Origin of the sequence: Fastidiosipila sanguinis (genome assembly GCF_002998295.1) — a bacterium.
GTDB classification, from domain to species: domain Bacteria; phylum Bacillota; class Clostridia; order Saccharofermentanales; family Fastidiosipilaceae; genus Fastidiosipila; species Fastidiosipila sanguinis.
The window spans coordinates 1,500,921-1,513,230 of record NZ_CP027226.1; the positions used below are offsets into that span (position 1 = coordinate 1,500,921).

General features: G+C 34.8%; 10 protein-coding genes. 1 reads left to right on the plus strand and 9 read right to left on the minus strand.

The window, feature by feature from the left end; translation table 11 throughout:
• Positions 1-132: 132 nt before the first annotated feature.
• The 9 genes from C5Q98_RS06560 to C5Q98_RS06600 all read right to left on the minus strand — a co-directional run bounded on the left by C5Q98_RS06560 (position 133) and on the right by C5Q98_RS06600 (position 11,064).
• Positions 133-3,627, minus strand: coding sequence for a YfhO family protein (locus C5Q98_RS06560; protein ID WP_106012837.1), 3,495 nt, complete (start codon positions 3,625-3,627; stop codon positions 133-135).
• A gap of 192 nt (positions 3,628-3,819) precedes the next feature.
• On the minus strand, positions 3,820-4,746 hold the full coding sequence (gene rsmI / locus C5Q98_RS06565; RefSeq protein ID WP_106012838.1) for a 16S rRNA (cytidine(1402)-2'-O)-methyltransferase: 927 nt from the start codon (positions 4,744-4,746) through the stop codon (positions 3,820-3,822).
• A gap of 5 nt (positions 4,747-4,751) precedes the next feature.
• Complete coding sequence (locus C5Q98_RS06570; protein WP_106012839.1) at positions 4,752-5,609, minus strand: tRNA1(Val) (adenine(37)-N6)-methyltransferase; 858 nt, start codon at positions 5,607-5,609, stop codon at positions 4,752-4,754.
• A gap of 1 nt (position 5,610) precedes the next feature.
• Positions 5,611-7,272 carry a murein biosynthesis integral membrane protein MurJ gene (gene murJ / locus C5Q98_RS06575; RefSeq protein ID WP_106012840.1) on the minus strand — a complete coding sequence of 554 codons (1,662 nt, stop codon included), beginning with the start codon at positions 7,270-7,272 and terminating at the stop codon, positions 5,611-5,613.
• A 64-nt stretch (positions 7,273-7,336) separates the two neighbouring features.
• On the minus strand, positions 7,337-8,365 hold the full coding sequence (locus C5Q98_RS06580) for a DNA polymerase III subunit (protein WP_158695733.1): 1,029 nt from the start codon (positions 8,363-8,365) through the stop codon (positions 7,337-7,339).
• Entirely contained in the window at positions 8,352-8,678 is a 327-nt protein-coding gene (locus C5Q98_RS06585; protein WP_106012842.1) for a cyclic-di-AMP receptor, read from the minus strand. The genes C5Q98_RS06580 and C5Q98_RS06585 overlap by 14 nt, the downstream gene beginning before the upstream one ends.
• Positions 8,675-9,331: a dTMP kinase gene (tmk, locus tag C5Q98_RS06590; RefSeq protein ID WP_106012843.1), complete on the minus strand. Its 657-nt coding sequence runs from the start codon at positions 9,329-9,331 to the stop codon at positions 8,675-8,677. The genes C5Q98_RS06585 and tmk overlap by 4 nt, the downstream gene beginning before the upstream one ends.
• A 43-nt stretch (positions 9,332-9,374) precedes the next feature.
• On the minus strand, positions 9,375-9,959 hold the full coding sequence (locus C5Q98_RS06595) for a hypothetical protein (protein WP_106012844.1): 585 nt from the start codon (positions 9,957-9,959) through the stop codon (positions 9,375-9,377).
• An 88-nt stretch (positions 9,960-10,047) separates the two neighbouring features.
• A complete protein-coding gene (locus tag C5Q98_RS06600; protein WP_106012845.1) occupies positions 10,048-11,064 on the minus strand; it encodes a hypothetical protein in 1,017 nt (338 codons plus the stop codon).
• A 239-nt stretch (positions 11,065-11,303) separates the two neighbouring features.
• Between C5Q98_RS06600 and C5Q98_RS06605 the strand changes: the two genes are divergently transcribed.
• Entirely contained in the window at positions 11,304-12,278 is a 975-nt protein-coding gene (locus C5Q98_RS06605) for a type I phosphomannose isomerase catalytic subunit (RefSeq protein WP_106012846.1), read from the plus strand.
• The last annotated feature ends 32 nt before the right edge of the window (positions 12,279-12,310 follow it).

Genomic DNA, 12,310 nt, shown 5'->3' on the forward strand with positions numbered 1-12,310 from the left:
CTTCTATTGAAATGCTTGTCTATTCTATCATCTAAAAATTATCTGTCAAGACTTTTTTGATTTTTCGCACTGAAACTTCACTTTTCTCTCGTTTTCTCTCATTTTCTCTTGTTTTCGTGAAAAGTATTTTAATTAGTCTTGATTATCATCAGATTTCTTCCACTGAATATCAGCATCAGTGTCAGCAAGATTATCGAGAGCATTTTCTGCCTCTACTTCATTCTTTTCTGTTTCGGCTTCTTCTACTTTTTCATATTCTGCTGATTCTGCTATTTCATCACGCTCTGCTGATTCTGCTTCTACTTCTTGCTCTGCTGATTCAAGCTCAGTTTGTAAATTTTCAGAGAGTTCAGGTGCTTGTCTCACAATAACATTGTCTGCAACTTTTGCTTCGTCAACTTCTATAGCATCAAATTCGCCTGACTTATCTTTCAGGTATTTATTTATACCTTTCATCAATGAATCAATCTCACGTTCACGCAAAGCTTTTTGCTCAAGCTCATAATAAATTTCATTACTATCCGCTATACGTAGCTTATAATTCTTACTCTCATAAGCTCTGGCTTTTTCTAAAGCGTTCGCAGACGCTAGTAATTCTTCTGCTTCTCTAATTTCTTGAGCTACAACTGCAGTCTCACCATCTTTTCTAACTCTCTCAGATTCGACAAGTAAATCATCTGAATTTTCATTTTCCAATTTCAAAGATTCAATAAAACTGTAAGCTTCTCTATATTCAGCATATAAGTTATTCTTCAACTCAATATAATTAGAAACTCTTTCTTTATCTTTTTTGACAATGTAAAGTTTTCTAATTAAGCATAAGACTAATAATAAGATCAATCCGCCTATAGACATTGTTAATCCTAGTTCAAACCCTCTAGGCACAAAAACTAATTTCAGCTCGTGCTCTCCGGCCTCAGTAGGAACACTCAACAACGCTGTCTCTGCGATTGATTCTATCTTGACTTCTTCACCATCAATATAAGCTTTCCAAGAGCTATCGTAAGGGATATTCAAGAATAGGTTACCATCAGTTTTTGCATTATATTTTGCTACCAATGAATTAGCATTCCACTCTTGCACATCAACTTCTTGTTCTTTAATACTACTAATGACACGTTCATACTTAGCTTTATCAACAGTTGCGGCATATACAGTAACTGCACTTGCTTTGTCCTTATCTTGTTCAATGCTAAAGTTTACTTCATCTCCAGCAGCAACATATCCAACGTCAAAAGTCTCAATCCAATGGATATTTCGAGCTTCAGCTTGACGTACAGTTCCTGACCTACCTTTCTTAACTTCTTCATCATTAGTTGTTTCATTGACTCGTACTTTAACTCGCATGTCTTTGCTTGTTTCAATTGCAAGATACAAGAATTGATCTTCTTTCACATCTATCTTGAAGTTCATTAGACCAGAAGCATTGAAATCTTCAGGTGTTATCGTTACACCTGAGTCACCAGAACCACTAGCTGGACCGAAGTTATAACCATTTACGACTTCTGGATCTACATGTTCAAATAAACCTTCTTCGCCCAAGGCTTTTAACAAGCTGTTCCAGTTTGAAAATGGTGAGCTATCTGTTGGGTTCCAGAATTTAAGTTCTGGTCCTGCTGCAGCACCTACCTCAAGTGCATGAGGATTTTTTAGAAGAGTCATATCGTTATATTCTTCTACTTTTTCCAGAGAAGTATCTCTACTTGCACCATTTTTCAAGAGCAGATATTTCATACCCAAGAGCGAGTTACCAACGTTGGTAGAATCAACATATTTATAACTATTAATATTATTACCGTGGAAAGCTAATTTCTTCATTAGCTTAGCTGTAGCTTCTCTACTAGTTGAACTAAATAGAGTAATTCCTGGATAACCATAGAGAGCACCATCGTTGGTAGTCTTTTGTGGCTTAACTTCCATACGGAAAAAGTCACCATTCTCTTGCTCTTTGGCAACATCTATTAACTGTCCAACATCGTGCATATCATCTACAAAACTAGATCTTCTAGTGTAAACTTCATTTTCTCCTATTGTGTATATAGTCATGAAGCTATTTACTATTAACTCACTAATAATAATGATTCCTAGAAGCAAGCTTGCAGTACGGAAATTTCTAGCTTTTCTAAATCCTGCAAACATTGCTAAATAAACTATAAAGTACAAGATATTAATAAAAGCATTTTCTCTGCTGACATTATCGTTAAGTTTTTCTGCTAATACCACAAATAAGATGGCACCGGCAGATATCATCATTAAAGTCTTGGCGGAGTACTCTCTGATAACGGTTAAGGTTCTAAACATTATCAATAGGAGTACAAATGAAAATAAGAATGCATATCTATAAGGAAGTTGGTTTGGATAGTGCATACCGTGCCAGAAAAAGTCTAAGAAATTATTATTAAAGCTTATATATAAGAATCCTAATAAAGCTAGATGACTAATCTTCTCTCCATTACCAATCTTGTTAGCGAATACATAGAGTGGCAAGAAGATGAAAGCTAAAATGCCAACATAAATATTAGGTAGTCCACTACGAATGTCAGGGCTCATATTCATCAAGCCTCTAGACATGAAGTCAAAAGCATCGAAATTAATGCGCATATCACTTGGCCAAGCATCGCCTGCTGCAGATGTATCAACTAATGATAAGGCTGTTGGTAATAACATCACTGCACTAATGGCCAATGCAATTACTGTAAACAAAGCAAACTTGCTAAATACAGGCCAGAATTTAACATTCAAGAGTTTGTATTCTAATTCACTCTTTCGATATTCAGCTTCATTATCTACGCTATATTCTTCCTCATATGGGTTGATTAAACTGTCTTCATTAATGACACCATGCTTTGCATAAGCTAAATCGGATTTTAACTGTTGAGCTTCTGATTTCGCAGTGAAATATGCTACGAAGAAATAACACGCCACGAACAAACATACAAAGAAAGCCAAGTAGTAGTTAATTATCAGTGCCATTGCCAGGCTAATTATATAAGTTGTAAATTTACTTTCTCTAATAGCCTTATTTACGCCAAGTATAATTATTGGAAGTAAGACTATAACGTCTAACCACATAATATCCCATGAATATGTCAAGTTGAAACCATTAAGTGCATAAGCAGTAGCCAATATTATTATAAAAATATCTGTACTTTTATCATCTGCTTTACTTAATCTGACTTCTCTTCTAGACCTTATAGTGGCTGAACCTAAACGCTTCGCTGGCCCTTCATAGAGCATATACGCAAATGTTAAGCCTGATAAACCAATCTTGGTAACAGTAAGGAAGGTCACTGCTTCAGTGATATGTTCAAGAGGGAATAATACTAATAATAAATTAAGAGGTGAGGCAGCGTAATATGCTGTCAAAGCATAAAAGTTTGTTCCCATTCCAACTGACCAAGAATAGAATATATTTTCACCAGATAATAACTTGCGACGTAGTTCCGCCAAGAAGGATACATACTGATGATATAAGTCGATTGTCAAAGGAGTTCTATCACCTGCAGGATAGAATTGCATCAACATATACGTTACTGTCATTATTATTGCTGGAATAAAGAACGCCAAAGTTAGTATAAATATCTTCTTATTACGTTCTACTTTTCTTTGCTTTTTCACAATTTCCATAGTTCTTCCTCAATTTTCTTGAAATTTTTTCTTGAAAGTCTATTCATTCTTGAAATTCTATTCTCTAATAGAATACATGCTTTTATCAGAAAAAATTATTAAATTTTCTGCATTTCTTTTTGTATTTTGTTTTTCTGTATCTAGCTTTTTCTACATCTCGCCTTTTCAGCATTACACTTTTTAATTATTATTCTAATTTTCTAATTCAGTCTTAATTGAAGCTATCATTTTTTTCAGTTCATTCTTGGGTAAATTGCTTTTGTCCTGCAACTCTAAGAGAATGGTTTTGCTTGTCTTATCTGCCTTAAGTGCTTCTTCAATTTGCTCTTTCAAATCCTGCTCTTCATTTATACTCTGAGCTGCTTCTTCTGCAGCACTTGTTTTTCCAAGTAGCAAAACAAATTCTCCTCTAATCTTATTTTCCGAATAATATTCAATAATATTTTCTACAGTGTCTCTAATTACTTCTTCATATCTTTTTGTAAGTTCACGACCAACTACAAGTTCTCTTTGTCCAAATCCTGCTGCAACTAAATCATTTAAAGTTTGTAATAGTCTATGTGGTGCTTCATAAAGAACTGTAATACCCCTATAATTCTTAATATCTTGTAGGAGTTCATGTTTATCAGATTCTTTCTGTGGCAAAAAACCAACAAATCTAAAATCATCTGCTGGCAACCCACCCAAACTAACTATCGCTATACTTGCTGACGGTCCTGGGACTACTCTAACTTCCAAACCAGCATCTAAACAAGCATCAACAAGCTCTACTCCTGGATCTGAAATAGTAGGCATACCGGCATCTGAGATTTGAGCTATAGACTTGCCTGACTCCAAATCAGCAATTACATTTTCTATACGTGAACGAAAATTATGTTGATGAAAACTTAGGTAATGTGGCTTAATTCCAAAAGGCAAAAGCAATTCTGAACTGGTCCTAGTATCCTCTGCTAGGACTGTATCAACTTGAGCTAATGTACTTAGAGCTCTTACGGAAATATCTCCTAAATTCCCTATAGGAGTCCCAACTATGTAAAGAACTCCAGGCTCTACCTCAGTACTCTCCCATATTTCTTGTAATTTCTTTTTTGGAAAACTTTCAATAAAATCATCTCTCATCGCTTCTACACCTCACTATAATAAGCTGCTACTTCATCAGTATACTCTCCAGCCTTATTATAAATGACCAAATCCTTGCCCCATTCGAAACTGCGCTTCTTACCCTTAGATAAAGCTAGCAAAAATACTTTTACCTTGGCATCATGTTTAGGCAAAACAGCACGTAGATAATAGGGATACAGCTGATATTTGCTCGCAATATTTATTGTCTCAACTAGACGTTCCGGCCTATGCAACAAAGCCATTTTGCCAGAATATTTAAGTGACTTGCTAACGAATTTCATGTAGTCATCCAAGGTCAAAAAAATCTCATCTCTAGCTGCACTTACTTCAAGTTCAGAAGTAATGCTCAGATCTCTAGATGGTCCTGAATTTTGCTTAAAATATGGTGGGTTACAAATAGCCAAGTCAAATTGTTCTTGGTAGTGCAAGTCAGCAAGCTCAGTAGAGTCAGAATTAGCCAAAGCTTGAATATCCGCTCTTACTGCCTGGAAACGTTTATCTAGATTGTTCATTTTCAAGTTGGCTTTGAGAAGTTCATATGGTCGTTCCATTAACTCTATTGCCACTCCTTGAGAATTAGGGAAATGAGCTGAACTCAAGACTGTCAATATTCCTGCCCCAGCTCCAGGATCTAGTATATTAAGTTGAGATTTACCATTCTCTAAACTTTTCATCTCAGCTTTATTAATTAAACTTTTTGCAAAATTGACTAGGAAAATTTGTTCATTCCCATAACGAAAACTATCTTCTAGTTGAAAATATAATAGACCTGCTCGCTCCAAATTTTCCAAACGCAAGCCTGGATAATCTTTGATTTTCTTCATATATTCAGGAACTTGCTCACGTCTATCTGGAGTCATATTATTTACCTAATCTTAGTTTATTTTTCACCTTTTTAAATAGAGATTTAATCATCCTGAAGATCCATGTAACTTCATGAACTTCCAATAAATGTGATGCGGTGAAATATGCTCCCATGGCAATTAACCCATTAATTACATACAGAACTAATTGTTTAATCTTGCTTGAGTAAATTGGGCTAACTGTATGCATCAACACCAATATACTGAATGTGAATAGTGAGGCAACTATAGATTTCCAGGCGAAACTATTCATGCTCTCAACTTCAATCTTGTTTTTCATCATGCTTAAGATAATATATGAAATTATAGTAACCAAGATTTGGCTAAGAACTGTTGCCCAGGCCAATCCATCAATACCTAAGCTAAATCCATTGATAAAAACAAAGCAAAATAGATAGTTGGTCAGTAAATTTATGGTTGTTGTAATTAGGATAATATAGTTCTTTTGCAAGGCAAAAAATACTTGATTAATAAAATATAAAAAAGGTCCAACAATAAAGTTTATTGAGTAAATTCTCAAAATAGCTGCTGTAACTTTTACATTTTCATTAGTGTAAGTGGCAGGATTCCATTGATACACTGCCTGTACAGTCTCTTCTGAAAAGACTGCAAAGAACAATGCTACAGGAACCATAATCACTAAAACTAACTTAACTGTTTTGGTCAGGAAATTACTAGCTTCTTTATCTGCACCTCTCGCCATGAAACCACTAATGTTAGATAGCAGGAAACTACCTATACTTGAGACTATTACTTGGTAAGGTAAATTAAATAATGTGTTAGCATTTCTCAAGCTTGTGACAACACCCGTACTTGCATTTGGTATATTCTGTTGAGCCAAGCCGGCAAAACTTTGTTGCACAATAGTGTTTAACTGCGCAACTGTACCAGATAATAATGCTGGGACTGCTAGCCAGAGTAGGTACCAGAACTTCCTATCCTTGACGTTCAAGTTAGGTCTATATTTCACCATATATGGTTTTGCGAAATAAAATATATATAAGAAGTACATTACTGCTGCAAAAACCACACCCCAAGCTACGTTTACTGCCCCTTCTTTAGTAGGTGAAGCAAAGAATATTATCGCTAATAAATAGAAAATATTATAAACACTATCACCTAAGGCAGGTAATCCATACACTTTATTAGCTGACAAAGTTGAAGTTATTATTGCTAATAATATAAAAAAGAAAGTTTGCAGGTAAACAACTCTAGACACAGAAGTTGCTATACCCAAAACTTCCATATTCTGACCAGGATTCAAGAAACTAATTATCTCTTCAGAAAACAACTCTCCTACAAGCATGAATCCTGCAAATAAAATCATTATAAAGGTAAAGAAGGTAGAAATACTAGGCCATACCTTATCTTCCTCATCTCTCTCAATAGCTCCTGATAACATTGGTACAACGGCTGCACCAATAGCACCACCAACTAGAATATTGTAAACAAGGTCAGGAACTGCAAAACCTAAGTAATAGCCATCAGTGACATTACCATAGCCGAAACGGTGGGTAATCATAATTTCACGTACAAAACCTATTACCTTGGCAAGTACTACAGCAATTATTGCAAAAAGCATATAGGCAGAATAGGCAGAGATATTCTGTGCCTTTCTGTTATGTTCTTTTACCTTGGCATTATTACTTTTTTGGTCCATATACTTAATCGTTTTTCCTTTTCTAAGAAATTCTTTACTCTATCTTTAAAATCTAAGTTTTGTTTTATTTGTTTAAGTTTAAAGCATTCCTCATTTTAAGCAACATACCACAGATACTAATCTCAAAATTTACATTTGCCTTGCTTCTCTTAGAAACTTCATTAAGAGTGCGCAAAGCATTTGAAAGATTTTCTACTGAAAATTTATATTCCTGATTTAATCTCTGTAAATAGTTAAGCATATCCTGGTTTAGCAAATTATCTTTTTCAATTTCTGGCTTAGCATGTAACAAAACCATATCTCTCAGGAAACTCTGCAAAAACAATATGTTCGTATCCATGCTGGATTTGCTTTTGTCCCAAAAATCATAAGAAGTAGTCAAAACATCAACTTCTCTAGCACGCAAGAATTCTACAAACCACTTAAACACATTCTTACGTTCTTCCTGTAAACCCTCATCTTCCGCTAACTGTAAGGCTAATTCCGGTAAACCTGAGGAAAAGTTAATCGCTAAACTTCTCTGATTAGGATCACTAACGTCATGCTGATCTAGTAAGGTGTTCAAGTCCACACGACTCATTGCTGGTATTTTAATTTCTCTTGCTCTAGATCTTAGAGTTGGAAGTAATTTCGTCCTATCATCTATAGTCAAAATAAAGTATGCATAACTTGGTGGTTCTTCCAAAACTTTCAACAGCGCATTCTGAGCACCCTCTTGCAAAGCATTAGCATCGATTCTCCAGAGTTTTACATTATTTAACTGTGGCAAAATATTAATCTCAGCATGAACTCTATCTCTGATCGTCTGAATAGCAATATTTTTAGATTCTTTTTCAGGGTTTATTTCCAAATAATCAGGATGAGTTCCATTCTCCAAATACTTGCAGGCTCTGCACTCTAAGCAAGCACCATCTTCTCTAGGATTCTCACATAATAGATTAGAAGCCAGGGCATCAGCCCAAGCTTCTTTGTCTGTACCTTGAGAGCCGACAAAAACGATAAATCTATCGTCCATAGTTTGAGCAAGTTTAATCAACTCACTCTTAATCTCATTGCGGCCTATTAAGTTGTTGTAATTTTTACATTTTTTCAAAATATTCAACATTTACTATGAAAACTGTTGCACCACCAACATTAACTTCTACTGGATATGCTCCATAGCCCATTGTTGTAGCACCTAGACTACTTGCATCAACTGCAACTTTTCTGGAACTTGAGTGATCTCTAATAATATCCAAAGCTTCTTTAACTTGATCATCCTCAACACCACACATCAAAGTAGTATTACCAGAACGTAAGAAACCACCTGTAGAGCTTAGTTTTGTAATTCTATAACCTTCCTTGTTTAGAGCACCCATAACTCTACTACTATCATCATCATGAACTATAGTGAAAATTAATTTCATAATTTACCTCCTCTGAAATCTTTTATTAATTCATCTAGAATTTCTTTTATTTTTGAGCTGACCTCTTGAATACTACCACCAGCATCTACAGTTTTTACTCTAGGCTCACTTGCCGCTATTTCAAGATATTTATCTCTCACTCTGCGAGCAAAATTCGTACTTTCCAATTCCATTCTGTCTTCTGAGGTATTAGTTTCAATCTCTCTTTTCTCTCTGCGCTTAATAGCTTCATCTACAGAGAGATCTAAATAGATAGTCACATCAGGTTCCAGTCCTTGGCAAGCAAATTCAATTATTTCACGAGCCTGTCTTTCGTTAAGGCCTCTACCTCCAACTTGATAGGCAATACTTGAATCATAAAATCTATCCGATATAACCCAAGTACCTTTAGCTATTGTTGGTTTAACTAATTCTTCAACCAACTGAGCTCTACCAGCATTAAATAGCAGTAGTTCAGCCTCCGCTGTCATATTTAGATTATCTTTGTCCAGTAAAATTTCTCTAATCGCCTCACCAATTCTACTGCCACCAGGCTCTCTTAGTGAAATATAATCTATATTTTGGGACAATAAATACTCTTGAATAAATTTGACCTGAGTTCCTTTACCAACTCCGTCACCACCTTCAATTGTTATAAATAGTCCCTTTTTCATAGTTTTAAACTTCACTTATCCTGTTGCTATAACAATGACAACGCTATAGTCCAATACTTTCTATACTTGATATCTCCAAAGCTATCTCTTTTTCAATATCTGCAATCTCACGACGAATATCCTCTATGGTCTCAACTTCAGACATAGTTTCCTTGTCAACTTGTGGACCAAAATTTCTTCTGCGATTACCTTTATGCTTATCTTGCATACGTTTTGGCTTAGAATTTCTATTTGATTCTTGATTAGTTCTTTGGTCTTGAGACTGCCTATTAACTTTATTTCCAGAATTTCTAGAGTTTTGGTTTTGTCTTAATTGCTTATTAGAAGCATTGCTGTCCTGTTTATTATTTCTATTGTTTCTATTGTTTTTTCTGTTGTCTGACATATTAGCAGTGCGATTATTAGACTTGTTATTGTTTGAGCTCTTATTATTAGCATTATTATCTGTACGATCTTTATTAGCTCTACTATTGTTATTATTTCCACCTACAACTCTCGCACTAGCTTTCTGTCCTGAATTAGAATTTGCTCTATGTTCTTGATTCATCCCTCTTCTAGGTCTGCTTTTTGCAATATTAGAGTTTTTATTATCTGAATTTCTATTATTGTTGTTATTATTTTCTGTCATAATATATCCTCGTTTTACTTGTAACAATAATTATCTGCAATGTTGGAGAATTTATTTAAAGATATCAAATATTACTATCTTAAATTTTCTACTTCTTTTCACTTGGTTTAAATTCTTCTTCACTTGGACTGGTCAAAGTTTGACCTTCTGCTTTTGCACTTTCTTGCAACTTGGAAAAAGCTACGTCTCTTGTTTGTCTATCCTCCGCAACTTTCAATCTTTCCAAAGCTTCTTTGTCCAAATCATATCTTTCAGATAATTGGTTAAGCTCTTTTTTGCTTATACCTCTTAACCTTACTCCATTCTTAACGTTCTCTAGATCTATACTATCTAGGAAAGAATTGAATTCCAATACATACAATGGATTTTTTGCTTTTTCCGTGCTGGTACTAGTATTTGTAGTTTGTTCTGTTGTTGTAGTTGTAGTTTCATTACCAGCGCTTGTTATTTCAGTGCTTGCTTCTGTCTCAGGGTAAGTTGCTTGGGTCAAGTTATTAGCATCTAAGCCTATATTCTTAACATTGAGCTCTGTTATACTTCCTGGGAAAGAATAGAACCTTACGGCTTTCAAATCCTTTAAATCTGCATCAGCTTGTTTTTGTTCATTAAATTTCTGTAGCAAGAATTTAACTGCATCAAGATATTCGTTAGTATTTTTAATCTTAGTAGATAAAACCACATCTACTCTAGCAGGGAATATAGATAGATTAAGATCTAGAGCCTTCTCTGAATCTGTTACACTCTCAATATTATAACCCTCTATCCAGTCACTATATTTGTCCATGAAAGCTTTAAGTTTCTCTTTATAAAAATTCTCTGTTTTAACTTTATATAGGTTATCTCTAATTTCATTACCTGCTAAACCTAATTTGTAAACATAGCTTACGTCAAATTCAGTGCCCATATTCTTAGCTTTTGCCTCAGCATTTGCGCCTAAAGGTATCAGAGTGAGCTTTACATTTTTTACCTCAAAAGTATCGATTGGGTACCTAGTATTAAGCTCCTCTTTCATCTTATTTGCCAAGCTGTTTTTATACAACAAATAGCTAAGGAAGAAGACCGCTAGGACTATTAACATTATTACTATTTTGTTTTTACGTCTCACTTATTATCTCTCTTAACTGAATTATTTATTTAATGGCTATATTTTACTAGAATTCACCCACTATTGCCAAATAATATATCCATTAAATTTGTAAACACTATTATATCATTTTTGCAGCTTGTAAATTTCTCTTAAAACTTACGCTTACTTACACACTAATCAAGAATAGCATCTTCAATATAGCTCGATAATTTGGTAGAATAAAAGCAAATATTTATGACTCAGAGGGAGGCTAAAAGGTGAACAAAATTTTTAAATTGAAACCAGCAATATCTCCAAAAGTATGGGGTGGTACTAGACTTGCAAATGAATTTGATAAGGCTGAGCCTGGTACTCAAATAGGTGAAACTTGGGAAATCTCTGCACACGCAGATGGCGAAGCAATTATAGAAAATGGCGAACTTGCAGGTAAAACTTTGGCAGCAGTTGTTAAAGAAAACCCTGAAGTAATGGGAACATACCCTAATGAAATTGGATACTTCCCAATCTTAACTAAATTTATTGATGCTAAATCAGCTCTATCTATACAAGTACACCCAGATGATGAATACGCCCACAAAAATGAGGGAGATAATGGTAAAACAGAAATGTGGTACATTATCGGCGCTGAAGAAGGTAGTTTCATCTATCTTGGCCCAAAAGAAACTCTTAATGAAGCGGAAGCTAGAGAGAAACTTAAAGATGGTACTTTTGCAGAGTTATTAAGACCATTTGAAGTTCAACCAGGAGACTGTTTCTACGTACCTTCAGGCACTATTCATGCAATTGGTGTTGGTGTTCTTGTGTACGAGATTCAACAAAGCTCAAACATTACATACAGATTATTTGACTACAATAGACCAGGAAGCGACGGTAAGCCTAGAGAATTACACGTAGAGCAATCTTTCGCAGTTATGGATCTAGACCCAGTAGATATGAAAAATGTCTCATTAGCTAAAGATAGAAAATCTGGTGAAGAGAAATTATTCTACGGCAAACATTTCCAAACTGACCTAATCACAGTTGATGGAGAAAGAAACCTAGAAGTTGGCGATGAAAGTTTCTTAGGCTTAACAATCATCGAAGGTGAAGCAAAAGCTAGCCGAGGAAATGAAGAAGTTGAACTTAAATTAGGTGAAACAATATTTGTTCCTGCCGGTTCTGATTCAGTATTGTTATCTGGTAATTGTAGGGCTATTATAAGTAGAGTTCAACCTTCTGAAAGTGATGTATAAAAGCAAAATTTATTTATTAAATACTAAGAAAA

Excerpts from the sequence above, each read along its gene's own strand:
- tmk (WP_106012843.1), bottom strand. The coding sequence starts at position 9,331 with ATGAAAAAGGGACTATTTATAACAATTGAAGGTGGTGACGGAGTTGGT.
- C5Q98_RS06560 (WP_106012837.1), bottom strand. The coding sequence starts at position 3,627 with ATGGAAATTGTGAAAAAGCAAAGAAAAGTAGAACGTAATAAGAAGATA.
- rsmI (WP_106012838.1), bottom strand. The coding sequence starts at position 4,746 with ATGAGAGATGATTTTATTGAAAGTTTTCCAAAAAAGAAATTACAAGAA.
- C5Q98_RS06570 (WP_106012839.1), bottom strand. The coding sequence starts at position 5,609 with ATGACTCCAGATAGACGTGAGCAAGTTCCTGAATATATGAAGAAAATC.
- C5Q98_RS06595 (WP_106012844.1), bottom strand. The coding sequence starts at position 9,959 with ATGACAGAAAATAATAACAACAATAATAGAAATTCAGATAATAAAAAC.
- C5Q98_RS06585 (WP_106012842.1), bottom strand. The coding sequence starts at position 8,678 with ATGAAATTAATTTTCACTATAGTTCATGATGATGATAGTAGTAGAGTT.
- murJ (WP_106012840.1), bottom strand. The coding sequence starts at position 7,272 with ATGGACCAAAAAAGTAATAATGCCAAGGTAAAAGAACATAACAGAAAG.